Genomic DNA, 26,054 nt, shown 5'->3' with positions numbered 1-26,054 from the left:
CTACTTAAAACTTATCCGATTAAGAATAAGTACTGACTTGTTATCAGATTGAGAAATTATATGTTTACGCCAGAATTACTTTCTCCTGCAGGTTCGCTGAAGAACATGCGTTATGCTTTTGCCTATGGCGCGGACGCTGTTTATGCAGGACAACCGCGCTATAGCCTACGGGTTCGTAATAACGAATTTAATCATGAAAATTTAGCTAAAGGCATTAAAGAAGCCCATGAAATGGGAAAACGTTTCTACGTGGTGGTTAATATTGCACCACATAATGCTAAATTAAAAACCTTCATTCGTGATCTTACTCCGGTCATCGAAATGCAACCAGATGCCTTAATTATGTCCGATCCTGGCCTAATTATGCTAGTGAGAGAAACATTTCCAGCAATGGAGATCCATCTTTCTGTCCAGGCAAACGCTGTTAACTGGGCAACAGTAAAATTTTGGCAACAAATGGGATTAAGCAGAATTATTTTGTCTCGTGAGCTCTCTATTGAGGAAATTGCCGAAATTCGTCAACAGGTACCTGATATTGAATTGGAAATTTTTGTTCACGGTGCACTTTGCATGGCCTATTCTGGTCGTTGCTTACTATCTGGTTATATTAATAAGCGCGATCCCAATCAAGGCACCTGTACCAACGCTTGCCGTTGGGAATATAAAGTACAAGAAGGAAAAGAAGACGCAATCGGTAATATTGTTCATCATCATCAACCGATTAAGATAAAAAATATTCAGCCGACATTAGGTAATGGACAGCCTACCGACAAAGTTTTTTTAATTGAAGAAAGCAAACGTCCTGGTGATTATATGACCGCTTTTGAAGATGAGCATGGCACCTATATTATGAATTCGAAAGATCTACGGGCAATCGAACATGTTGAACGCTTAACTCAAATTGGTGTCCATTCTTTAAAAATTGAAGGTCGTACCAAATCCTTCTACTATTGTGCTCGAACTGCTCAGGTTTATCGTCGGGCGATTGACGATGCCGTTGCGGGTAAACCTTTCGATCCCTCATTACTAACCACACTAGAAGGCTTAGCTCACCGAGGTTATACCGAAGGTTTTTTACGTCGGCATAACCATGATGCGTACCAAACCTATGAATATGGTTATTCTGTTTCGGATAGCCAGCAATTTGTTGGTGAATTCACCGACCAACGTAAAGATGGGCTGGCAGAAGTGGACGTGAAAAATAAATTCTGTCTGGGTGATAATTTAGAGTTAATGACACCAGCAGGGAATATTCAATTTACCTTAACTGACTTATTTGATAAAAAAAACCTACCTATTCAAGTTGCACGAGGTAATGGCTATAAAGTTTATCTCCCGATCCCTGAGGATGTTGATCTGCAGTTTGCGCTATTAATTCGCAATTTGGCTGGCACAACGACCAGAAACCCTCATAACAAACAACAGATTCAAACAATGAAGTAAGTTCAAAAACTAAAGTAAACAGTAATATGTTTGCTTTAGTTATAAGCAATTTTAGTAATCTTAAAAATAGTGATAATAACAATACATAATTTAAGGAAAAATTCCATTTTTATGTATTAGATCACAGCAATACGATATTCATTATCATAAGATAGTTAATGAAAAATGTAGAACTAAAAATTAATAGTAAGACTAGGAACCACCTTCTTTGCTAACTCAATCTGCGTTGAGTTAGCTTTTTCTTTTTGTGGCCGATAAAATTCCACTCTTCTTATCAGCAACTATTATTAATAAATAACCATAAATAGTTAATAAAATAGTATCCATCACTTTAATAACCAACGCTAAAACTAACATTAAACTGAAGCGATCCAACTCACTTAACTAAAGCAATCGAGCTTGTTTTTCACACTATAATGGATAACAATCAATCACAACATCAATAAACGGGAGTAAATTATGACCGATATCGAGACATTGCTAGGCGCGGAAGCTGACAATCTATTACAGCATCGCTGCCAAACCATCGCCCAAGAAAAATTATACCTACCCGGCACCGATTTTATTGATCGCGTTATGATAGATAATAACCGTCCAAACCCAGTTTTACGCTCGATGCAAACCCTATTTGATCACGGCAAACTCGCAGGTAGTGACTACCTTTCAATTCTTCCAGTAGATCAAGGCGTAAAACATTCGGCGGCTGCCTCATTCGCGGCTAATCCACTTTATTTCGATCCTAAAAATATTGTTGAATTGGCTATTGAAGCCGGCTGTAACTGTGTCGCCTCCACCTACGGCGTTTTAGCCGCAGTTTCACGTCGTTATGCACACAAAATACCCTTTTTAGTAAAACTGAATTACAATGAAACACTTAGCTATCCAACTCAATATGATCAAACGCTTTATGCCAGTGTTGAGCAAGCTTTTGAAATGGGAGCGGTAGCAGTTAGAGCTACCATTTATTATGGTTCATTGGAGTCCCGCCGTCAGATTGAAGAAATTGCCGCTGCCTTTGAACGTGCCCACGAACTGGGTATGGTGACAGTACTATGGGCATATTTACGCAATTCAGCTTTTCAGAAAGGAAAAACTGATTATCATACTAGTACCGATCTTACTGGCCAAGCAAACCATTTGGCGGCAACGATTGGTGCTGACATTATTAAACAAAAAATGGCTGAAAATAATGATGGCTACAAGGCTGTTGGTTTTGGTTATACCGATGAGCGGGTATATAGCCAATTAACAACCGATCATCCGATTGATTTAGTTAGATATCAATTAGCAAATTGCTATATGGGTCGTGCTGGATTAATTAATTCAGGCGGTGCTGCTGGTTCAAATGACTTAAAAGAGTCAGTTCGTACTGCAGTGATCAATAAACGTGCTGGTGGTATGGGATTAATTCTCGGTAGAAAAGCGTTCAAAAAATCGATGAAAGAAGGTATAGCTCTTATTAATGCAGTGCAAGATGTTTATTTAAATAAAAAAATAACCATTGCTTAATTTTATTATTTACAAAAATATAATAACGGAATTAATAATATAACGTTGACGGTGATAAACATCTACTTTTATCACCGTTTATAATTTTTATCTTATTAAATAATATAAAATCATCTATACCATATATTGAAATTCTCGCTATCAGTTAATATCGATATGCAACAAAAAAAGCTAATTACAGTAGATCCTTATAAAATTAATAACAATAATGTTAGAATTAGGTAAACAATAATCTAGCTCAGCTAATTAACAGTTTATCAACAGATCTAGCTAGCCAAAAACAAATATTATTTAGTTAATACATAAAATTAACATTTTATTATCATAATATTGCTTAAAGATGATAATTTATTTGTAAATTAGATTATTTTATTAGGAGGTAAAAATAATGTTAAAATACCCATATAGCTTTGATACTTTTACTAATTTTTTAACGAAATGTGGTTTAGTTGAAATAGAATTAATTTCAAAAGGATATTGCTTTTGTTATCTACTACCGCAGGGAGTAAGCATCTATTTATATAAGAACGGTACCATACTAATACAAGGCAATCCTGCAATCAAACATGCTATTGAAATGACAATCAAAGAATTGCTACAAAAAACAAGTTAATACATTTAGTTAATGAAGGAAATTTGAGATTACACATAGATAATGGCTTATTATTAATAGCGGAATTCAATATCGTGATATTAGTAATAATATTCATGAGCAGAATTATTCTTATTTACTTTAATGCAATAACAAAGTAAATCAACTAGCTAAAATAATAAAATTTATTTTCATATTTCAATTTTTTATTAATTATATGAATGTACAATTTCTTATATCAATTAAATTGATACTGCCTAATAGTAATGCTACTTAAATCAAGCTGATAAATAGAACAGATCATTTCATCTAGTCAAATAAGTTTTAGCAATATTTTACCCTTTTTATACAATAACACGAGTTTCGCACAAAACTAATTTGGGTACGCTAATAAAACACGGATTTGCTCAGTAATAGCACTTTTGATTACGTCCCAATTTTGTTGATAAAGGGTTATTTTTTCAGATATACGACGTTTATGTTATTCAAACCACGCAGAAATAGCGAGAAAAATATGATTTCTTTGCGCTCGGCTCGTGCGAGCCTGACAGCGTTCAATACCACAGTTTTGTTTAACTTCTCGATGATAAACTTCAACAGACCAACGGGCATCCATGATAGATTTGACGTATTGACGGGTGGGATTCTCTTTGTTTGTTACTATGTAATCAATACGGCCGTTTCTGGCTGTAAATTTGAAAACGGTTACCCAACCATATCCTCGCAAGTGTATTGACGTTCCTTCTTCTGAGATGTCTAACTTGTTCAGTTGTTTGTTATGGTTAACAATCCTATTTTTCCTCAGCGTGGTTACCCAGATCCAACCATGAGAGCGAATTGATTTCAGGTTATCCAGGCTAGAATACCAAGCATCCATCACTACGGCTTCTGGCATGATCCCTCTTTTTTTAGCAAGAGTGAGCATTTCGGAAAAGTGCGTGTTTTTTGTTTTTCTATCAGAATCTTTATCATAAATAAGATAATTGATAGGAATTGATTCAACCTTCGTCAGATCATGCCAAAGCAAATTAACTAAACCTATGCCAGCAATAACCTCATGTTCATTACCTGAATATTGATAATGGACCATCACTATTTTTTTACTACGTGTTTTGGCAATCAATGTATCATCGGCAATTAGTACGCAAGGGCTTTTTTTGTCTATAGAAGGTTCAACTAATCGCCATAGGTCTTTAGGTCTAAAACATCTACTTTTTAGCCATCGGCTAACAGTGTCATGAGATAAAGGCGATGGGCTTACTTCTGATAACGCTAAACCAGAGTATCTTAAACTGCTTACTTGTAAGAATGTTTTATAGATATCTTTAATACATGGATAACCCGACAAAATATGAACACCCTGATTTTTTCTTGTTTTTAAATTTATACTTCTTTTTTGGAGATTGCGAAACTCGTGTGCAATATAACATAAAACATTATTAGGATTTTGTGCCGCAGCATAACCGACAACCGTTCCCTGAAGCTTATATTCTGTCTGTGTACTTACTTCAGCATAAGTGGTAAATGATATACTAGATAATATAAAAAGAAAAAACAGAAAACATTTAAAATTTGTCATTAAAAACTCCTTTATTAAATAATAATTTTCACAAAAAACTTGATGGTTTTTTAATTTTTATAAAGAATATTGCTTTCGCCCCCTAGATTTAGTTTTCAATTATTGTTAGTAAATAATGAATATTTATTGCAATAAAATTTTGTCTATTGTAGTAATAACTTAAATTTATAGAATTGTAATTCAGTTATTTTACGCCTATCTAATAAACTCATTTTTTATTACAGCTTAATAAATAAAAATTTACTGTTTGCATATTTTGTTATATTTATAGCTTGTATTTATTTAAACGTTGCCATCTATTAATTAACGCTTTATTCCATATAAGAATATATTCATCTGAATATGTTTGTTCTATAAATTACTACTACCTTATGATATGTATCATCCATTACTGCTAAATCACAGCAAACCATTTGGCAATTTTTTGTCTAAAAGAGTCCCAGAACATAGCTTCTCCATACCCCTGAGCAGTTTTCTTAGGGTAACATGAAGACATAGGAGCAGTTTTTAATTCACAGTTAGCAAAAGGAAACCACGGTTGGATCCCCCATGCAGGGAGACCATCAGGAAAACCTGCCAGCTGCGGTTGAGGGCCTGATGATGCTAAATTGCTGTATAAGCGTTCTCTGTAGTCTGGATTAGCGATGAAAACGCCAACGACACCACCTCTGACTCGCTCCCAACCAATAATTTGACTCCAATAAATAATACCTAAGGCAGCAGTTTCAAGTTCCTCTGCATGGGAAGAATAATTTCTTAATGTTACGTTAACATCAATAAAGTTTGGGGTTGCCCTAATATGATAGACGTAACCGTTATGATTCAAATGGTCGTTAACCCAGTTTATTGCAAACCCTCATGCAGTCGTGCTCGATACATAGCAAGAATCATGTCGAGCCATACCTGTAACCTGAGTTCGGGATAAGCATTATCAATTATACTTGAAGATACGTACCTGCAACAGGTATCTTTGGTTTAGATGGCATTAAACAATATGCAACCAGTCCGCCTAATAAATTCACTACAAAGTTAGCCGGAGAGCGATGTCGCGTATGCTCTATTTGACAAAGATTTTTTAACTCATCAAATACCGTTTCAATGACAGAACGATGACGCAAGATGGCTTTGTCGAAACAAGTCTGTTTAATAGGCTTCATTTTCTTTTTGATATTCGTTATAAGGCTAATTCCCATCGTTTTGAGTTGCTGTTTCAGTGAAGCCGATAAATACCCTTTATCTGCGTACAAACAACCAGAAAGATCCTTTGTCAGCTCAGGCAATGGTTTCCGATCATCGGTGTTTCCTGGTGTGAGTCGAAAACTGAGTATTTCCCCCAAATGATTGATAATTACATGAAGCTTGAAACCAAAGAACCAACCTGTTGAATTTTTTCCCCGTTCAGCTATCCCATTGAAGACTTTATGTCTGCGGATCCGTAAGTTATCACACACCGCTATCGGAGTAGAATCGGCAACCGATAGCCCCGTGCATTTTCCCTTAATTGACTCAAACAGTGCCGTTAACGCTAAGGCACTACGCGGAAGTAACTCTACACAGCGTGAATAGGATGGCAAGTTAGGAAATTCCTTCCGGAGATATAAGCGGACATAATAGAGATAAAATACCTTGAATTGCCTGAATCGGAGTTGATGAAACAACACAACCAGTGTCATCATTTCCGCCAACGAAAGCTGAGTAGACCGTCTACGACGCTTAGTACCGTTAGTCAGCAAATATTCATGCATTTTTGGCTCGAAGTCTTTGCAAAAATCATCCATCAGGCAATAAAGTTCAGTAAGATTTTCCATAATTGTTTAACAATGCTCTATTCTTTAACCAGACTGTTAGAGTATTTTAACAAAACAGGCTCATTCAACTATTTGAATATCAAGACTTTCTCTTTATTTCTTATCCCGAACTCAGGTTACCTGTATCGGCACCATGGACATGATCCCATAAATTTATATTTGGTGGTGGCTGATTTGGCCTAGTTCCATCCATTCCTCTTGGATAAAATCCTCCAGCTCGTTTTACATCTTCTGGTGGTTCCATTGCCGCACGATAGACCTTTTCTGAATTATCGGCTAGCGAACAATGTGAAAACACTAATAAACATAGCAAAATACAGTAACCCTTCACTTATTTTCCTTATTCTTTATAAAAGAAATCTGACTAATTTTTTATATTAAAAAATGAGTATGGTAATGATGTATTTAAGTATTCTCTGTTATTAATAATAATGTTATGTTTTGCTCCTTATTATTTATATTGTCATATATTAATAATTTTTTTAATTTACTTAAATATATATCTAACACAAAAACAATCAGACCTCTAATTAAAATGAATTAATATTTTTTATCAAAAAATGGCTTTAATGACATTTTTTTAATTTATTATTTTTTATAAAACCTATTGTTACAAAAAAATAATTAAAAAATTTTACTTATATATTTTAAATTATTACAAATAAATATAGGATTTTTTCTTTTATTTTACTGTTTTTTATTTTAATAAAGTTAATTTTGCAAACTTAATAGCTTTTTCCTGTTTAAACGATACACAAGTTATCATTCTATAATGAAATAAAAAAGTATGAATAATTATCAAAAATAAGGCTTAAAGAGATAAATAACCTGGAGTCCAATGGCGGTAATTTATTAATAAAATATGGATATAAAGGATTGCCAACTTTTACCAAGAAAGTTTATCTTTTAAATCTTTGCAGTCGTTTTTTGTACGAGAAAAAATATTGCGAAAGTTAATGCTAATTAAATTATGTCATGAAATTATAGAAAAATTAGTTAAGGCAAATATATACTCAACCTAATTTAAACAAAAAGCAAATAATACGCAAAAGCAAATAAAAAATTGATTATAATTATGCCCCTGTCTAGCAGGGGTTTTATATTCTGGATGAGATATAACTAAAATAAGCATTAATTATAACATTATTTACCTTTCAATATCTTTCTTAAAACTTATTCCTCATTGATAGTTATATCAATAATTGAAGAATCTCCATAATGCGATTTGATTGTAATAATCCCACTATTACCATAACTATCTATGACTTCCATTTTAACAACCGCATTTTCATTTTGATTATACCAATTGAATTTTCCAACATTCCTTAATGGAATATTACATTGCAAGATGAAGACTGCCGCACTTGGGCTACTAGAACTTAAATTTGGACTATCAGAGCCACCGTAATTGGTAACTTTTTGTGACAGCTCATACTTATAAACAATATTAGTAAATTCTTCGACCCCATAAATACAACTACCAGGCATCAAACCAACCAGGTCTTGAGGAGCAACAAAAACAAAATATGATAAAAATGATCCTCCCCCCATTCCTACAATGATGTCAGGAAGATTATTATTTAGAAATTTAACAGTATCCAAATTAGCTTTTTTATCTCTGATAACATTAATTACCTTAAAAGTATTTTTATCGTTTGATTTTATTTCTTTGGGCCTAATAGATATATCTTCTCGTTTACTGATGCCATTAAAATAAAAAATATCCTTTAAATACTGCCTTTCATTTCCCACTTTAGATATCTTTATTTTATTGGAAATTTCACTGCTACCTTTATTTACTAAGACATTATATTTTGAACCATAATCAATTGGCGTAATGGCTTTAATATGAACAAAATGTGGATATTTAAATGCTGAACCCGTCTTTCCTTCTGGCCCATTTCGAGTGATCGTCCCCATCTCACTGGTATTAAAATTACCTACACCCGGAATATCTATGCCCGCACTGATCTTGAAGCCTTCATTAGGTTCTGTCGCATGTAAGTAAAGTTTGATTACTTGCCCATATTCTCCATAGGTACTGACTTCAGATTTCACTGTATTTGAAGTCGATATTACTTTGGCGTAACCTAAATCTTCATTGGTATAAACCCATGGCTTGTAATTAGAATTATCTCCCTGTCTATTTAATCGCTTACCTTCTGTATAATGTACGAGATGTACGGCTTTAAGTAATTCATCATCTGGAATAATCAATATTTTTTTATTCTTATCAGATATTCTAATATAAATAGTGGCCTGATTTTTACCATTACCAAAAATAGTCGCATACTTATGGTTATTATATCCATCGTTGTCATAATTAAGAATATTTATCCAAAGTAATTCCAATTTACCAAAATCATCCCACACGCTCATAATATGTTTCCTTATACGCTATTAATAATATACTTTGCTGTCTACGCAATAAAATATATCAAATTTTAGATAGGGAGACTTGTTAGTTTTTGTTAAAATAAATGAATATTATATTTAACCATCCTGTGTCTTATTTAAACTAATTTTCACAAAAGTAATGCTATGATTGCATTAATTATTAAACTTACCGATAAATAATTTAATCTTATTCAATGAACGTTGTTTTTGATGCCACATCGAAACCGGTTGCATCTCTATCATAACATCCAACCAAACTAAATTTCCTCTTCTGCTAGTACCATAACAAATGAAACCATTGTAACAAAGCAAACCACCAAGCAACCTTAACTTTAAAACAATAGTTTCCGTTGAGAACGGTAATGGTGTAAGCGTTAAAGGATCTAATGATATGAATTAGTAATAACCATAGACTTGATGAAATTTAGCGAAATAAAGCAGGCTGTATATTCATTCGGATGAAATTATAGAAAAGTTAGTTGGAGATTTAATACCCCAGTTTAACAGCGGTTTTATATAACAATGTAAATGGCTAACTTATAAACAATCTATACCATGGCTGGTACATCAAAATGATCAGAGTCATTAAATTTTAAAGAGAATTGATCCATATTACCAAAGTTATCTGTTACTTTAAACGACGGAATACTAATATCATCTCGCCAGCCATATTGGGTAAGATTACTTTCAGGAACAATGAATTTAGCTAGTTGTACTGCAGGATGCTTAGATTTACTAAAGGTATTCTTAAAATAAGGACTGCATTTATAATAATAATTGCTATCTTGTAAAATATAATGACCATTTATAACAATTTCACCACCGATAGATGGATACCAACAAATGAGATGAGATTCTGCTCTTCCTGCCCCCCGATGCATAACTGCGCATGGGAATGGTTTATGGGGAATGGCATCAAAACAATGCATGTCAGGTCCCCAATTAATACTATCTTTTATTGAGCCTGTACATAAATTTGTGTAATTGCCTGATTTTGATATGTTCAATCCAGCATCAAATGAAGGTTAATTTATGGACGAAAAACAATTGCAGGCTCTGGCTAATGAATTGGCCAAAAATCTCAAAACCCCTGACGATCTCAGCCAGTTCGATCGTCTGCTGAAGAAAATCAGCGTTGAGGCGGCTCTCAACGCCGAAATGTCCCACCATCTGGGCTACGATAAAAATCAGCCCAAACCGGGTGCCAACTCCCGCAACGGCTATTCCACAAAGACCGTTACCACCGGCGATGGTCCTCTGGAACTACGCACTCCGCGCGATCGTGACGGTTCTTTCGAACCGCAACTGGTGAAGAAAAACCAGACCCGGATCTCCGGGATGGATAACCAGATTTTATCGTTGTACGCCAAAGGGATGACCACCCGCGAGATAGCGGCTGCGTTCAAAGAACTGTATGACGCGGATGTCTCACCGGCGCTGGTCTCGAAGGTCACCGATTCCGTGATGGAGCAGGTTACCGAATGGCAAAATCGCCCACTGGATGCAGTCTATCCTATTGTTTATCTTGACTGTATCGTCCTGAAGGTCCGGCAGGACAGTCGCGTCATCAATAAATCCGTGTTTCTGGCCCTGGGTATCAACATCGAAGGTCAGAAAGAACTGTTGGGTATGTGGCTGGCCGAAAACGAGGGCGCGAAGTTCTGGCTCAGTGTGCTGACAGAACTAAAAAACCGTGGTCTGAACGATATCCTCATCGCCTGTGTCGACGGTCTGAAAGGCTTTCCGGACGCCATCAACAGAAGCAGGCCAGCAGGCGCTGGAAGCGTTCGCCAGCGCATGGGACAACCGCTACCCGCAGATAAGCCGGAGCTGGCAGACAAACTGGGCCAACCTGGCGACGTTCTTCGCTTACCCGGCAGACATCCGCAAGGTGATCTACACAACGAATGCCATAGAGTCGCTGAACAGCGTGATCCGGCATGCCATCAAAAAGCGTAAGGTGTTCCCGACGGATGACGCAGTGAAAAAGGTGGTGTGGCTGGCAATCCAGGCGGCGTCACAGAAATGGACAATGCCGCTGAGGGACTCGCGTATGGCGATGAGCCGCTTTATTATCGAGTTCGGTGACCGCCTGGACGGTCACTACTGAGAAAAGGCATTTACACAGAATCGTGTACAGGGCCATCCCAGGCCATTAATAGCTGTTGTTGTTGCTTTGATAAGATTATATCGGTCATACATATAGAACATTACACGAGCAACCTGGCCTTTTACTTCATTTCTAGGCTCAAAAATACGATTTTTAAAATCCACCCGGCTTTGGCATTGGCCATAAGGCGATAAAACTGACGAGGCTAGTTGACCATAATTAAAATTGCTTCTATCACCATTTACTTCACCAATAGAAGGCGCAATGTTATACAGATCGGCTTCGATGGCGCGAAAAACAGGATCTGTCTTGACACAATTCTTTCGTCCCCCTTTTTGCCAACATTGGCGCTGATGACCAAATACCCATGCCGGCACAATATGTTCCCACTCTATTCGCTGTGCTCTATTTATTTGTTTTCTTACTTGATAACCACAGCTAGTTAAATCTACCCTACCACCACTTTTACCCATCCATTGCCATTGACATCCACAATAGAGCGTTCCTTGATTTCCGCTAGTTTGATCAAAATAAATTTCATTACGGGCAATTTTTTTGCTTCATCAAAACTAATCGGTGTTGCTAATAAATTAAATGGCGCACAAAAAACTACCATCACGGTAATTATTACCGTTAAAAAATGTATTAATTTCAAAATTAACATCCTGGTTAAAATTAATAAATAAATCGACTATTTTAGTCATATAATTTTTTCATTATTATCGACAACTGTATGAAAAAGTTTAATTTTATTTTCTTATTTTATATGATGAATATCTATAAAAACCTTATCTTTTTTTGTATAAAAATATAACTAACTATTTAAAATAGGTTATTTAAAAATAAAATTTAATTTTCATTTAGGAAATAAAATGAATGCATTAATAAAACATTTAAAAGAAGAATTAATTGATGTGACAAAAAAAACATGCTCAAGAAAATGATGTTAAGGTCATTATTACTAAATATTCAGAAGAAGAACTTAATATTCAAATTATAATATCCGGTGAGCAACAATTTGATATTACCTTAAATTCAATACAAGATTAAACTCGTGGACGCTTACGATATAACCATAGTCCAGAAATAGATAAACCAACCGATAAAGCACCGACAATACATAAGGTTTTAATGAAATGTGTTACTAATGTCTCAAGTAACTCAGCGTTATAGCCCAAATGAGCAATTTTTACTAACGATATCATCGCTATATAAGCACTTATACCTGGAAACATAGGAATAATCGCAGCAACAGTAAACACTTTGGGATGTGCCAACCACCAGCGTGACCATTGAATACCAATAATGCCAATTAAAATTGCCGCGCAAAAACTTGCCCATTCAATACTAAAGCTCATTTCCATCAGTATCATACGAAAACCATAACCTATAGCTCCCAGCAAAGCACAATATTTTAACGCCCGTACTGGCACATTAAAGACCATGGCAAAACCGGCTGCAGGTATGGCAGCTAATAACATTTTTTCAATTAAGGTGAGTAAAAATATTATGCCCAATTTCTTAATCCCCAAACCGCCATAGCCATGGTTATACCGATACAAGTCGCTAATGTCAGCAAACTCGCCATTGCCCAACGCGCTAATCCAGTATTAATATGACCTTTAAACATATCTGCCACAGAATTAATTAATGGAAATCTAGGAACTAACAGTAAAACACTGGCTGCCATTGAAATCGTCGATGCATTGGAAAAATAAGGAATATTTAATACAAAACCAGATACTGTAGTAGCCACAAAGGCGGTAATACAAAAATTAATCAATGGATTCATATATTGGGCTGTAAGAATTTGTCGAATGTACATTGCACAACCGCTGGCAATAAAAGTGACAAAACAGCCATCCCAGCCACCCCCATTCAGCTTACAAAAACAGCCACAGGATAATCCGATCATAAGCACTAGTAACCAACGAGGATAACGTAGTGGTTTTATTTCAGCCAGACGCTGCTGAACCTTATCGCAATCTAACAATTTATATTCAGCCAATATCACCGTATGCTGAACCTTAGTTACCACATGCATATTTATACCATGATCAATATTTTTACGAGTTGACGTCATACAGCGACCGTTAATTACAGTTGTTAAAACAATCGCATTAGAAGATATTGCGCTATCAACTTGATCCACGCCTAAGGCAATACCTAATCGGGTTGATAATTGTTCCACTAACATACTTTCAGCGCCATGTTGAAAAAGGAGCTGAGCGCATTGAATACAAAGGCGAGTAATTTTTCTCTGCCTTTCTGTTTCAGTATGATAATTAGATTCAATATATTCGATTTTGTAGCCTATAAACCTGCAGAATTTTATTAATAGTAATAATAACAATTAAGTTATTGCTCAATAGCAGACAACATAATTAATAGCGCTCTTTTTAGATCAAAATTAGCAATACTCTTCATAAATAATCTAATTTACAACAACGAATAATTACTACGATTTTTTTCATTTACTATAATTAACTTAACTAAAAAGCAGGTAAATTAACTAATTTTTTGCATTATAATAATATTAGCTACCGAACTATCAATATCGAAATCGGGGCATTAGAAACAATAGCCGAAACATTCGAACCTAGCAAATGCCTGGCAATATTTGGTCGACGGGAGCCAACTACTATCAAATCAGCACCTATTTTTTCTGCTTCTGATAAAACTTTATCTCTAGGTGACCCCATCTCCACCGAGTAAGAAATTTTTTCTTTAGGGTAGTCAATATGCTTAACTATTTGTTTTAATTGTTTTTCTGAACTTTCGATCGTTTTCTTGGCAAAATTAGCTAATAAATCATAATGATAACTATAACTCATTGAATAACGAGACATATCAGGGGCAACATGCAAGAAATGCAATTTAGCATCAGATAATCTAGCAATATAAAGCGCATGTTTGAGTGCTTTTTTTATTAGTTCTTTTTCTGAGATATCAATTGGAACGAGAATTATTTTATACATATTTACTCCTTCAAACGATAAGCACTAAATCTTAGTTTCCTTTATCATTAATATAAAATACTGCACACTAAAGCCATAAAATTGATCAAATTAGCTGTTAAAATAATAAATAATTAACTTGTAATTTTGATGATTGATTATTATCTCACCACCAGTACAGAGGTTTTTGCATAACGTACAACACCCGCTGGTGTCGAACCTAACAGATGAGTTGTTATATTGGGACTTCTTGAACCAAGAATGATGATATCAGCGTTAATTTCTTCCGCTCGACTGACAATTTCATCACGCGGAGAACCAAAAGCAATAGTATAGCCCAGGCGATCAGCGGGTAGATCGATCGGTTCAAGTAGGTTTTGCATATCATCCTCTGCTTTTAGGGTGGCACGATCTTTTATTTCCATATATCCCAAAGCATAAGCATTTATGATTGCCGATGAGATAGGCAATACATGAATAAAATTTAGTTTAGCTCCTGAAACTTTAGCAAACTGTACAGCCTGTCGTATAGCTTTACTCGTTAGTTCTTCTTGAGCAATATCAACAGCTACTAAAATAACTTTATACATACACACCTCCATCTGAAAATTTTTATTCCAACTTTTAAAGTATAAGATAAAAGTGATAAAATAATTGTGAATATCTTTACATGGATAAATTAAATATTTTTACCTAAATGGCAACAATCGCTGCACCTAACAGCAACCCTGTTTTCGATTACCATTCTTCGCCATTTAAAGGTCCGACATAATTGCAATCACAAGATATTATAGAAACTAAAATCAAATAGTTAATATAATATTAAATACATTATTTAAATTAAAAAAGTTGTATAAAGACGTATATAAAATTCCACAACTGTGTAAAATACGCCAAATTAATTATTGCTTTATTTTTTAATTCATTGAGGCAAAAAAATGACAAATGATTGCTCGAGTAGACCGGATACGGAAACCATTGCTATTGAAATTAGTTGCTTGAAAACTTTTATAACCTATATATTAAAAGCGCTAAATCAAGCCGATGCGGGAAGAGCTATACTCAATATGGAAAAAGAAATTCTTGCTATGCAAGATCCTAAACAAGCAGAAGTTTTTCAACGAATAATCGAACAAATCAAAACAGCCTATCGAAGTTAATAAAAAATCCCACCTCATCAGGTGGGATTGATTATTGTTTTACCGATTAAGATAAGTGCCCATACGTAAAGCTTCAATGCGCTTATCAAGAGGAGGATGGGATAAAAACAACTCACTAAAAGATTTAGAACGTCCGTTGATGCAAAAAGCCATCATACTGCCAGCTTCCTGAGGTTCATAACTTGTTTTCAAACGCTGTAATGCAGCAATCATTTTTTCTCTACCCACTAAATGCGCCGAACCTGCATCTGCACGGAATTCACGATAACGCGAGAACCACATAGTAATAATACTGGCCAAAATACCAAATACAATTTCTAACACCATTGATACCGCAAAGTAAATCATTGGATTACCCTGGCTACTTTCATTGTCATTATTACTATTTGATAAAAATCCAGACGCCAGCTGAGCAATGATGCGTGAAATAAAAATGACAAAAGTATTCACTACTCCTTGTAATAAAGTCATTGTTACCATATCACCATTTGCTATATGGCTGATCTCATGGGCGATAACCGCTTCGGCTTCATCACGTCCCATACTTTCTAACAAACCTGTACTAACAGCAACCAATGACGCATCACGACGAGCCCCGGTGGCAAAAGCGTTAATATCGGGTGCATGATAAATAGCAACTTCTGGCATTTTTATGCCAGCTTGATCAGCCTGACGCTTGACGATATTTAACAACCAATGTTCCGTTTCTGTTGTCGGACTTTCAATCACCTGCCCACCAACAGAACGTAATGCCATCCATTTTGACATCAATAATGAGATAAATGAACCACAAAAACCAAAAAGACCAGCCATAATCATTAGCCCTGGAACGCTTTGTCCCTGGATGCCGGTCAAACTCAAAATAATTCCAAATACAAACATTACTGCCAAGTTTGTAAGTAAAAACAAGGCTATTCGCATCATAAAAATTGCTTTCCTTTATTAATTAACAATGATTAACATTAAATTAGTAATATAAATAATGTTTTTTAACTATTTTTCAAGCCCTTTGTTGTGCAGATATGAAAAAAACACTCAACTTTACATTTTTACAAAAAACTAGCCCAAACTGGCATTTTTATTATCTTAAAACAACAATTTTCTTATATAACTTATTGTTTTCTATAAACCACTATAGTTAAAAACTATACAAAATAACCGTATGCGGGTCAATTATGGCTTCTTTTTTTACTCAATGAATTAAAAAATTGGTTTAGCTAGCAAAAACGACTTAACTAGTCAGCAAAAAAAATAATATCCATATTTTATTAATTAATCATCAAATTAATAACAACTCATTAAGTTAATAACACCTCATTAATAATATGCTAAAAAACATTAAATGTTATTATATAAATAAACCCAATTATATACTTTAATATTTTAACTAAATATTTAACTTATAAGTAATCAAATTAATTAAAATATAAAAAAACTTCTACTATTACGAAACAAATTAATTATATAAAACTTAGTATTTTTGTGAAATTGAGAAGTAATTAACTTACATGAGCAATAATTTATAAAATAATAAATACAAAGTAAAAAATAAAAAAGTGAAAAATTAAAGTAAATATTTGTTAAGGAAACTATAATGAAAAAATTAATCTATGTAATAACTTTACTATTTATCTTAATTAATTATGCCACAGCGATACCAAATGATAATGTTATAAAAACCTTTAATGGCGCAGAATTCCATTTAACTGGTGATTACTATCATCCAAATATAACAGATGTTAATCAAAAAATGACACCGGTTATACCATTTGAAGGATTATCTACCCATGGTGGACAACAAATTGTTGACGGCTATAAACAAGCATTCAAACATGATGTAATGGGGGATTTTATAAATTTGCAGCTTAGTTTAGTAAAAAAACAAATATCATCCAATGACCAACATACGATTATTCAAAATCTGGCTGTTATAAGAAAACAATTTCCTGAGTTAATTAATTTTTGGCAAGGGCTCGCTGCCGCAACACACCATAAACTGGAGGAAATTTATTTAGTTGCCTGGTCAGAAGAGGAATTATTTGCTAATGAAATTCAAAAAGATACCAATAATTCTCTTGAAAAAATGGCTGAAATAACGAAAAAAGGCTCAGCATGTACCTCGATAGGATGGTCAAACGGTATTTTAGGTCAAACTCAAGATATGAATGTTGCCTATTCAGGGTGGGGCGCTATTTGGCAGAGTCCAACACTAATTGTGCATGCTCCAACCCCCTTCTTTACCTCAATTGTGATGGAAAAAAAACTAGCAACCACAACAAATATTATCGAAGGTTTGCGCCAAGGTAGTGGAAAAAATGGCGTGCCTATTAGTGCGGTTATTATGGCAATCGCCGCTAAAATTTATAATGTTTATAAAGTCCCTGCTCTTTTTGCTGCTCTAAAAACAAATGGCGCTTATTCACCTAGCTTTGTCGATTTAAAAAACCAAATTATTACCATAGAAATAACAAATAAAGGTAATAAAGTGATTGATGGAACAAAGAAAGGCTATGTTGTCCATACCAATCACCCAATTGGTGAAGAAAAACGTTTAGTGAAAAAATATGCCCAAGGTAACAAGCAACTGTTCGATAACTTATCCGCCAATACTTTGTGGCGGCTTGCTACCGCCAAACTGCGCGCTATATATAGCCCGACTAAAAGTGTCGATGCACTAAAAAACTTATTTAGCGTTAAACCTATTTTGATGCAAGGCTATAAAGGAAATGCTTTTATTACCACCAATGCCATCATACATGATCTAAAAGCAGGATGTACCTATGGGACGACTTGGTCACCAAACTTACAGGATTTTACTAAAGTCTGCTTTGTAAATTAATTTGTTATTACCGAATATTGTCGGTGAGTTAAAAATAAATATAAGCTAATTCCACAAAAGAATTTGTCGCTAATAGAGAGTGAGTATGAAATAAATAATATCAAACATAAATAATAAACCGATATTTTAATATGTCATTTAGACGACTATATTTAGGTCATATCGAAAATGATCTAGTAATCACTTAAATAAGCGAGTTATCTCTTCTGATGAAAAATGCAAAGATAAATAACATTGAGTTAATGTGAAAATTTTTATTAAACATTAACCAACTCTTTATACTAAAAAACCAGCTATTGCTGGTTTTTTAGTATAAAAATGAATTTTAATTATTTTTTAGTCTGATGCTACGCTTGCAAATCTGCCAGATCAACTGCAATTTTCACTGTTTCGTCAAGATAGGGATCTGGTAATTCATAATTTTTAGGTAAATCATCTATCGTTTTTAATGTTGCTTTCCCTTGTCGAGCAAAGCGTTCATTAATACGACTTAATTTAATTGTGTCCGCTTCTCGATTTTCCTTTTCACGCTTAACATAATTAAGCGAAATAATATTTTTACTCGTCTTCATAGCGCGATAGCGGGCAATATCTTCCTCAATATATTTAAACTCAGGATTTTTCGCTATGCGTTCCTTGTAATTAGCAATTAAATTAGCAACATATTGGCTAATATTACCGACAACACTATAGCTAGCAGGGATAATGCTATCCCAAGGTAAGGCATTATCTTCAAAATTCTCACCCGTTTCAGCTGGATCGATACCAGTTGGCATAACGATATCCGGTGTAACACCTTTGCGCTGGGTACTACCACCATTGATGCGGTAAAACTTCTGAATAGTATATTGGACAGAGCCTAAAGCCGGCCAATCTGGACGTAACATATGATCATAGACACGACTTAAAGGATGATATTGCTGAACGGTACCCTTACCAAAAGATGATTCTCCAACAATTAACGCACGACCATAATCCTGCATTGCAGCAGCAAAAATTTCTGACGCTGATGCACTAAAGCAATCAATTAATACCGTAAGTGGGCCTTTATAATAAACGACATCATCATCATCCACATCCTGACGAATTTTACCGTTGTTATCACGTACCTGAACAATTGGACCACTTGGAATAAATAAACCGGATAATGATACTGCTTCGGTTAAAGCACCACCGCCATTGCCACGTAAATCAATGACAAGTGCCGTGACATGACTTTTAGTCATTTTTTGTAACTGTATTTTAACGTCATTAGTTAATCCAACGTAAAAACCGGGAATATAAAGTACGCCAACTTTTTTCTTGCCGACATTTTTGATCGTGAGTTTCACTGCCCTATCTTCCAGTCGAATATGCTCACGAATTAATGTCACGCTATGGGGCTTGCCGCGTTTCGAATCTGAAATAACTTCAAGACGTACCTTACTACCTTTAGGTCCTTTGATAAGGGCAACAACATCATCTAGTCGCCAGCCAACAACATCTGTCATCGACTTACCCGTTTGGCCTACACCAATAATCTTATCGCCGACCTTTAATAATTTACTTTTTGCTGCCGGACCACCCACCACCATTGAGTTGATAATAATATAATCTTCATCTTGCCGAAGTACTGCGCCTATTCCCTCCAATGACAAACTCATTTCTGAGTTAAACTGTTCGGTATTACGAGGAGAGAGATAGTTAGTATGCGGATCTATTTCTCTAGCAAAAGCATTCATAATCAACTGAAAAACATCTTCACTTTGCGTTTGCGCAAGACGTTTTAATGCAAAATTATAGCGTTTTGTTAATATTGGCTTAATTTCGCTGTCATTTTTACCTGACAACTTAAGATTCAACCAATCAAACTTAACTTTTGCATCCCACAGCTTATTTAGCTCCTCAAGGGTTTTAGGCCAAGGCGCTTTACTTCTATCAACTTCAATAACATCGTTATTAGCAAAATCTAGCGGCATATTAAGCCGCGATAAAGCATATTGAAAACGTTCATAGCGACGCTGTTGAGCTAAATTAAATATTGCATAAAGCTCATTTAGATGACCGGTTTCAAGCTGCTGTCCTACTTTGCTTTTCTCACTAGCAAATTTGTCAATATCCGATTGTAAAAAAACATTATGGCTATAATCCAACAGATTTAAATAACGAGCAAAAATCTTACTAGAAAAGTTTTCATCCAAATTAAATTGGCGATAGTGAGAACGGGTAAAACGTGAAACAACTCTTTCGCTAATAATGGCATGCTGGCGTTCCTGTTGAAGCTGAGGAAGCTTCTGAGTTGTTATTAGTGTTGGAGGCGCTACAGTATCTGCTAATGACGTAGCCATTGCAGTTATACCAAACACAAAAGCCAGTTTAATATAATTATTCATGCCGTGATTGGCCTCCGTATCAGAACTTTAAATGCTCAGCGCGTACGATCATTGCCAATCCTGTCGGCAATTGTACCCGAACACCATCCTTAGCTATCTCAAGCACTGACGCATCTACGATACTTTGGCCAACCATAACCTTTAATACTTGACCAACTTTTAATGTAGAAATATCCGTTACAGACTGTAATTTGGCTAGATTGGCCATTTTACTATTATGAGTTTTTTTAGCTTGATTTTTAGAATAAGAATGATGTTTATGTTTTTTATTTATTTCCTTAGTCTTAGTCGTTGAGCGAGAAGACTCACTTTTCTTACTAGAAGTTGCCGATAAGATCTTTTCGTTGTCTACCTTCTGGACTTTCTGTTGAAATTCCCGTTTTCTTACTTTTTGCTCTGTTCGTTGAGCCTGAATACGAGCCTTTGCATCCATTAGCTGCTGACGCGCATACTCCACATGTTCTGATCCCAGATCACCACAATCATTGCCATCCAAATCAACACGTTTAGCACCTTCTTTGGCACCATACAGATAACGCCAACTAGAAGTATACATTCGCAAAGCAGATCGCAATTGGGTTTTACTGATACCATCCTCTTCAGTAAGTCTTGCCACAATATCCTGAAAGATTCGAATCTTCAGTGGACGAGCCTCACCTTCAGTAATAAAGCATTGAGGAAAACGCTTAGCCAAAAAAGCAATTATTTCTTTACTACTATTCAACTTAGGTTGATTTTCCATGAAATTTCCTGATTACAACGGTTTTGCCAACCAACGCAGGCATGAACAGGCGATATTATAATAGCGTTGCAGACAATTGCCACGCAAACCAACTGTTAAATTACATTAATTTGTGGATATTTTGGTATAACACACGCTTTCAAGTGGTTACAAAGTATTACAACTAAGGCTTTCAGACCATTTTCATCCTCTTCATCAAAACGATCAAAAATAGGACTATCAATATCTAATACGCCAATTAACTGTCCATTGACTGCTAGCGGCAAAACTATCTCTGAACGACTGAGACTATCGCAAGCAATGTGCCCAGTAAAAGAATGGACATTAGCAATACGCTGTACTCTATTTTCCATAAAAGCAGTCCCACAAACACCTTTTCCTTGCGCAATACGTACACATGCGACCTTGCCCTGAAAAGGGCCAAGCACAAGCGTATCATGACTTTTCAGATAAAACCCTAGCCAATTAATATTATCCAATCTTTCAAACAGCAATGCACTCGTGTTTGCAAGCGTGGCAATAAAATCATATTCACCTGCAATTAAGCTAGTTAAATCACATGAAAGATCATGATAAAAGACTTTTTTTCCCATAACATCCCGTTTGTCAAATTCTACATATACTCATCTGGTAGATAAATCACCAATATGGCGATTTTTTATCTCTCTAGGTTAACAATTCGCTATATTAATCGTTATGTTTTTTAACTTATTGTAATTTAACTGGCCGGTCAAATCACACAATAAATGAAAATTAATTCAAATTTTAGCTAATTATTAAATATGAAAAAAGTTTCAATAAAAAAGTTATAAGCATTTTCAGTAATAACATATAACAAAAAAACCGGCGATAATCATTTTCGGCTATCTTTTTATTCTACACGAGTTTCGCACGGGCATATAAAATTCTAGAAATGGCTTCAGAACAATAATTAATCTGTAACTTGCTAAGACGTATAAATTTACTTAAATTACAATAAGTTATTTTTAATTTATGAGATTTTTTCTATTTATATATTATGCTGAATTAAACTTAAAAATAGAGCGTTTTTTTATTGGTGCGAAACTCGTGTTCTATTAACCTAAGCCCTATTTGTATTTAAATTAGCAATATTGATTCATCGCAATTTATTTGTAATTTAGTCGCTTATAATTTCGTCTAAGGTACATTTTTCATTAACATAAAAGTTATTTAAAACTGTTAATTTTCAATAAGTAATAGTAAAAAAGCCACCCGTTTACCGCCATCCCAATAATTTTGAAAAAGCGTTCCATTTATACTATTCTAAAAACTTAAAGTATCTATAGCGATTTGTTAACATTTTAAATAATTAGTGGGGATCACAGATGAAGAGAGCAAAACTAAAAATTTCCACCTACGTTATTGATTATGCACTCTTGGCTGACGCAGCTGAAAACACTATCAGTATCCCTTGTGAATCAGATACTGAATTTTGTATGCAACTTGATGGCTGGGATGAAAATACAAGCATTCCGGCCACACTAGATAATAAACCTGTTCTTCTCTATCGCCAGTACTATGATAAAAAAAAGCATCATTGGATTATGAGAATAGTTTAGTCATATCAGAATTAAAAAAGAGACCGAGCTAATTCCAATACTCGGTCTTGGGAAATGGCTCTAGAGAGCCGTGCGCTAAAATTTGTCATAGAGACGTAACAAAATGCAATTTAATACTAGCTGTCAGTTACAAAATTAGCCAGTAATAAAAACACATTTATTACATTAAATTAACATTAATTGTTTTCATAGAATAAAATATTTACTAGCCAAAATTTAAATTGCCCTTACTTTCTCTCAAATTCGAAATATATTCGGTATGTTTTCTTAATGTTGACAGTCACAAAATTAATAATTTTTTTAAAAATCGGATTCGTTTAAATAAAATTACAAACAAAACTATTTCGATGGAAATTATAAGGCAAACAATAATTTTTAATTAGTTTTTACAAAGATTTTGCGCGGTTTTGAGTATCGGAGTGATGTCTATTTTCTGCTGTGATAAATCTGCCGGTTTGAGTAATATAGTAGAAAGTGGTGATGCGATAATTTCACGCTTTTTCATCTGCTCTGCCGCTATACTATTAAGAGGATATTGCATTAAGGTACTAGGATTTATAACCAATAATGCGCCATTGGTGCGACACTCAAGCATTACTTCCTCGCGCTTAAAAATCCATTTATCACCAAACTGTTTTTTACTAACCGTTATAATGGGTGGGGATGAAATTACCGGAAAAGAGACTGTTATTGTTAATAGTAATACCAACCTACTAAACTTTACCATATCAATATTTCCTTATAATTCATAATAATGAGATACAATTACTTACAATATCATTCATATTATCAGAAATAATTTTTATAACCGTTTTTTATTTTTGAATTGTTTAAAAAAGATAAAATAAAATGCTAAATGATAGTAGAGAAAATAAATTTCCCACTGGTGCTCAAAGTGGGAAGTTATAAATTAAACATGCACAGCGCTAGACATTGCTTTCAACTCTTTATCTAATAAAAATAGTGATTTACCATCTTCGCCAACTAACTCAAACTTATCCAAAATTGATTTGAATAACTTTTCTTCTTCATGTTGTTCTGCAACATACCACTGCAAAAAATTAAATGTTGAGTAGTCTTTCATCTCCAATGCCAGATGTACAAGAGCATTAATTTCATGTGTAATATTTTGTTCATGTTGATAGGTTTTTTCAAAAACCTCTTTTACAGAATTAAATTCTGCAGGCGGAGCATCAATTTGACCCAATATCGGCATTTCACCAGTATCGCTAAGATAATTAAATAAACGTTGCATATGCCCCATCTCTTCCTGAGAATGCGTTTTTAAAAACACAGCGGCCCCTTCAAAACCTTTATAATTACACCATGCACTCATTTGCAGATAGAAATTTGCTGAAAAAAACTCTAAGTTAAGCTGTTTATTTAATTTTTTAACCATCTCTTGCTGTAACATTGTTCACACTTCCTATGTTTTTAAATAAAATTCAATTTTATTATCTTCAGTTATACCAATGATAAAGGTGTTGTAATTAAAATAAAACTAAAATTAACCATTATTTGATCAAAATAATGGCCTAAAATAGATCACTTTCATTACAATCACTATTAAAATATTATAGAAATAATAAATAGTTACATATTTATTCAAGACAAACTATGTCTCGTTTACTAAAATTAATGTAGAAATCATATTTGATGGGGTCGAAAATACGAGTATGAGCTACAATCTCGCCGAATTAGCAAAAGAGGAGAGGGAAAAACTAAATCTTGATCTTGCCGCTGCAAGTGTGGCATTTAAGGAAAGATACAATATGCCGGTTATTGCCGATAGAGTTGAAGCAGAGCAAGCGGTGCATTTGCGAGAGCATTTTCGTAAGCGGCTTAAGCTATTTCGCAAAATTTCTCATACTCTGGAGCAATTACCTTACGATCCGCGAAAAGGCTAATATAAAAATAACCATAAATGTTAATATGCTGACAACTTTTTGCTGTTAATTTATTAATCGCTAATCGCTTTTAATTTGATAAGTAATGGTTTCATCCTGGCAATTAACAATCACCTGATAGCTAACATCTCACGAGTTTCGCAATCTCCAAAAAAAGAAGTATAAATTTAAAAACAAGAAAAAATCAGGGTGTTCATATTTTGTCGGGTTATCCATGTATTAAAGATATCTATAAAACATTCTTACAAGTAAGCAGTTTAAGATACTCTGGTTTAGCGTTATCAGAAGTAAGCCCATCGCCTTTATCTCATGACACTGTTAGCCGATGGCTAAAAAGTAGATGTTTTAGACCTAAAGACCTATGGCGATTAGTTGAACCTTCTATAGACAAAAAAAGCCCTTGCGTACTAATTGCCGATGATACATTGATTGCCAAAACACGTAGTAAAAAAATAGTGATGGTCCATTATCAATATTCAGGTAATGAACATGAGGTTATTGCTGGCATAGGTTTAGTTAATTTGCTTTGGCATGATCTGACGAAGGTTGAATCAATTCCTATCAATTATCTTATTTATGATAAAGATTCTGATGGAAAAACAAAAAACACGCACTTTTCCGAAATGCTCACTCTTGCTAAAAAAAAGCGTACCCAAATTAGTTTTGTGCGAAACTCGTGATCTTTTTTCGTACCCCTAACGCTCAAAGGGATTCTATAACCATGTTTGATTGCTGTAATGCTATTATTATTTACCCATGCAACTACATTCGAACCACCAAGTAACTTTTTATCCTTATTACAGTATGGCAAGCGAGTTTGAATAAAATCATTCTTCACTTTTGCACCAATTTGCTGCGGGTTTAAATTATCACAATTGATGAATTTAGCCGTTCTTCCCTCATTAATTTCAATATCCTGAGCTGTTATTGAAAAAGATAATAACGTGGATAATATCATAGCTAGCAACATAAAAAGCATCTTCATCACTTTCATTTACTCCTAAACATTTTCTTATGAAAAGTAAGTATAATTAGAGGTGTAAAGGCATATCCATCATA

23 protein-coding genes and 4 pseudogenes are annotated in these 26,054 nt (G+C 34.5%); 9 read left to right on the top strand and 18 right to left on the bottom strand.

Translation table 11 applies throughout. From position 1 onward, the window contains the following. Window positions 1–60: 60 nt before the first annotated feature. The 3 genes from trhP to V3224_RS03255 all read left to right on the top strand — a co-directional run bounded on the left by trhP (window position 61) and on the right by V3224_RS03255 (window position 3,565). Window positions 61–1,443 (top strand): prephenate-dependent tRNA uridine(34) hydroxylase TrhP, encoded by a 1,383-nt coding sequence (trhP, locus tag V3224_RS03265; protein ID WP_334468496.1) that lies wholly within the window; start codon window positions 61–63, stop codon window positions 1,441–1,443. A 459-nt stretch (window positions 1,444–1,902) separates the two neighbouring features. Beyond that, window positions 1,903–2,952 carry a class I fructose-bisphosphate aldolase gene (gene fbaB, locus V3224_RS03260; RefSeq protein ID WP_334468495.1) on the top strand — a complete coding sequence of 350 codons (1,050 nt, stop codon included), beginning with the start codon at window positions 1,903–1,905 and terminating at the stop codon, window positions 2,950–2,952. Between the two features lie 388 nt (window positions 2,953–3,340). Then, window positions 3,341–3,565 carry a hypothetical protein gene (locus V3224_RS03255; RefSeq protein ID WP_032114875.1) on the top strand — a complete coding sequence of 75 codons (225 nt, stop codon included), beginning with the start codon at window positions 3,341–3,343 and terminating at the stop codon, window positions 3,563–3,565. Between the two features lie 352 nt (window positions 3,566–3,917). Here V3224_RS03255 and V3224_RS03250 read toward each other — a convergent pair. The 6 genes and pseudogenes from V3224_RS03250 to V3224_RS03225 form a co-directional block, all read right to left on the bottom strand. Further along, window positions 3,918–4,892, bottom strand: a pseudogene (locus tag V3224_RS03250) (IS701 family transposase). Window positions 4,893–5,517: 625 nt separating this feature from the next. Then, complete coding sequence (locus V3224_RS03245) at window positions 5,518–5,949, bottom strand: enterotoxin A family protein (protein WP_334468489.1); 432 nt, start codon at window positions 5,947–5,949, stop codon at window positions 5,518–5,520. 109 nt (window positions 5,950–6,058) lie between these two features. After that, entirely contained in the window at window positions 6,059–6,931 is an 873-nt protein-coding gene (locus tag V3224_RS03240; RefSeq protein ID WP_334467716.1) for an IS982 family transposase, read from the bottom strand. A gap of 100 nt (window positions 6,932–7,031) precedes the next feature. Then, complete coding sequence (locus V3224_RS03235; protein WP_334468487.1) at window positions 7,032–7,262, bottom strand: enterotoxin A family protein; 231 nt, start codon at window positions 7,260–7,262, stop codon at window positions 7,032–7,034. Between the two features lie 842 nt (window positions 7,263–8,104). After that, window positions 8,105–9,310 (bottom strand): hypothetical protein, encoded by a 1,206-nt coding sequence (locus V3224_RS03230; protein ID WP_334468485.1) that lies wholly within the window; start codon window positions 9,308–9,310, stop codon window positions 8,105–8,107. Window positions 9,311–9,876: 566 nt separating this feature from the next. Continuing rightward, window positions 9,877–10,335 (bottom strand): hypothetical protein, encoded by a 459-nt coding sequence (locus V3224_RS03225; protein ID WP_334468483.1) that lies wholly within the window; start codon window positions 10,333–10,335, stop codon window positions 9,877–9,879. Window positions 10,336–10,360: 25 nt separating this feature from the next. Here V3224_RS03225 and V3224_RS03220 point away from each other — a divergent pair. Further along, window positions 10,361–11,438: pseudogene (locus V3224_RS03220) on the top strand (IS256 family transposase). 34 nt (window positions 11,439–11,472) lie between these two features. Here V3224_RS03220 and V3224_RS03215 read toward each other — a convergent pair. From V3224_RS03215 to V3224_RS03195, 5 genes and pseudogenes are all read right to left on the bottom strand, one after another. After that, window positions 11,473–12,054 (bottom strand): annotated as a pseudogene (locus V3224_RS03215) (endonuclease); the annotation flags it as partial. Window positions 12,055–12,484: 430 nt separating this feature from the next. Further along, window positions 12,485–12,955: a threonine/serine exporter gene (locus V3224_RS03210; RefSeq protein ID WP_334468481.1), complete on the bottom strand. Its 471-nt coding sequence runs from the start codon at window positions 12,953–12,955 to the stop codon at window positions 12,485–12,487. Next, window positions 12,946–13,734, bottom strand: coding sequence for a threonine/serine ThrE exporter family protein (locus V3224_RS03205; protein ID WP_334468756.1), 789 nt, complete (start codon window positions 13,732–13,734; stop codon window positions 12,946–12,948). Before V3224_RS03205 ends, V3224_RS03210 begins: the two co-directional genes overlap by 10 nt. A gap of 244 nt (window positions 13,735–13,978) precedes the next feature. Beyond that, window positions 13,979–14,416 carry a universal stress protein gene (locus tag V3224_RS03200; protein ID WP_334468479.1) on the bottom strand — a complete coding sequence of 146 codons (438 nt, stop codon included), beginning with the start codon at window positions 14,414–14,416 and terminating at the stop codon, window positions 13,979–13,981. 140 nt (window positions 14,417–14,556) lie between these two features. Then, a complete protein-coding gene (locus V3224_RS03195) occupies window positions 14,557–14,985 on the bottom strand; it encodes a universal stress protein (RefSeq protein WP_334468477.1) in 429 nt (142 codons plus the stop codon). A gap of 348 nt (window positions 14,986–15,333) precedes the next feature. Here V3224_RS03195 and V3224_RS03190 point away from each other — a divergent pair, with 348 nt between their 5' ends. Beyond that, window positions 15,334–15,555: a DUF2594 family protein gene (locus V3224_RS03190; protein ID WP_334468475.1), complete on the top strand. Its 222-nt coding sequence runs from the start codon at window positions 15,334–15,336 to the stop codon at window positions 15,553–15,555. A gap of 39 nt (window positions 15,556–15,594) precedes the next feature. On the opposite strand, the gene htpX is transcribed toward V3224_RS03190, so the two are convergent. After that, on the bottom strand, window positions 15,595–16,479 hold the full coding sequence (htpX, locus tag V3224_RS03185; RefSeq protein WP_334468474.1) for a protease HtpX: 885 nt from the start codon (window positions 16,477–16,479) through the stop codon (window positions 15,595–15,597). A gap of 670 nt (window positions 16,480–17,149) precedes the next feature. Between htpX and V3224_RS03180 the strand changes: the two genes are divergently transcribed. After that, window positions 17,150–18,394 carry a hypothetical protein gene (locus V3224_RS03180; protein WP_334468472.1) on the top strand — a complete coding sequence of 415 codons (1,245 nt, stop codon included), beginning with the start codon at window positions 17,150–17,152 and terminating at the stop codon, window positions 18,392–18,394. 347 nt (window positions 18,395–18,741) lie between these two features. Here the strand turns inward: V3224_RS03180 and prc are convergent, their stop codons facing one another. The 3 genes from prc to V3224_RS03165 form a co-directional block, all read right to left on the bottom strand. Then, a complete protein-coding gene (prc, locus tag V3224_RS03175) occupies window positions 18,742–20,766 on the bottom strand; it encodes a carboxy terminal-processing peptidase (protein WP_334468470.1) in 2,025 nt (674 codons plus the stop codon). Between the two features lie 19 nt (window positions 20,767–20,785). Further along, window positions 20,786–21,508 carry an RNA chaperone ProQ gene (proQ, locus tag V3224_RS03170; protein ID WP_334468469.1) on the bottom strand — a complete coding sequence of 241 codons (723 nt, stop codon included), beginning with the start codon at window positions 21,506–21,508 and terminating at the stop codon, window positions 20,786–20,788. Window positions 21,509–21,603: 95 nt separating this feature from the next. Next, on the bottom strand, window positions 21,604–22,101 hold the full coding sequence (locus V3224_RS03165) for a GAF domain-containing protein (RefSeq protein WP_334468467.1): 498 nt from the start codon (window positions 22,099–22,101) through the stop codon (window positions 21,604–21,606). Between the two features lie 753 nt (window positions 22,102–22,854). Between V3224_RS03165 and V3224_RS03160 the strand changes: the two genes are divergently transcribed. After that, window positions 22,855–23,088 (top strand): DUF1480 family protein, encoded by a 234-nt coding sequence (locus V3224_RS03160; protein WP_334468465.1) that lies wholly within the window; start codon window positions 22,855–22,857, stop codon window positions 23,086–23,088. A gap of 379 nt (window positions 23,089–23,467) precedes the next feature. On the opposite strand, the gene V3224_RS03155 is transcribed toward V3224_RS03160, so the two are convergent. Both V3224_RS03155 and ftnA read right to left on the bottom strand, forming a co-directional pair. Further along, window positions 23,468–23,815: a YebY family protein gene (locus V3224_RS03155; protein ID WP_032115946.1), complete on the bottom strand. Its 348-nt coding sequence runs from the start codon at window positions 23,813–23,815 to the stop codon at window positions 23,468–23,470. 183 nt (window positions 23,816–23,998) lie between these two features. Continuing rightward, window positions 23,999–24,502 (bottom strand): non-heme ferritin, encoded by a 504-nt coding sequence (ftnA, locus tag V3224_RS03150; RefSeq protein WP_334468464.1) that lies wholly within the window; start codon window positions 24,500–24,502, stop codon window positions 23,999–24,001. Between the two features lie 262 nt (window positions 24,503–24,764). Here ftnA and V3224_RS03145 point away from each other — a divergent pair, with 262 nt between their 5' ends. Together V3224_RS03145 and V3224_RS03140 are read left to right on the top strand one after the other, a co-directional pair. Next, entirely contained in the window at window positions 24,765–24,995 is a 231-nt protein-coding gene (locus V3224_RS03145; RefSeq protein WP_032115948.1) for a DNA polymerase III subunit theta, read from the top strand. Window positions 24,996–25,195: 200 nt separating this feature from the next. Then, window positions 25,196–25,642, top strand: a pseudogene (locus V3224_RS03140) (IS701 family transposase); the annotation flags it as partial. Here the strand turns inward: V3224_RS03140 and V3224_RS29720 are convergent. After that, the gene (locus V3224_RS29720; RefSeq protein ID WP_442889843.1) at window positions 25,570–25,953 is read right to left on the bottom strand and encodes a YebF family protein; all 384 of its coding nucleotides are present in this window, start codon (window positions 25,951–25,953) and stop codon (window positions 25,570–25,572) included. The pseudogene V3224_RS03140 and the gene V3224_RS29720 overlap by 73 nt on opposite strands. Window positions 25,954–26,054: the final 101 nt, after the last annotated feature.

This window comes from Arsenophonus sp. PmNCSU2021_1 (assembly GCF_036919435.1).
Lineage (GTDB): Bacteria > Pseudomonadota > Gammaproteobacteria > Enterobacterales > Enterobacteriaceae > Arsenophonus > Arsenophonus nilaparvatae.
Note: the sequence above shows the minus strand (reverse complement) of the source record. Positions and strands in the feature narration are given on the sequence as shown.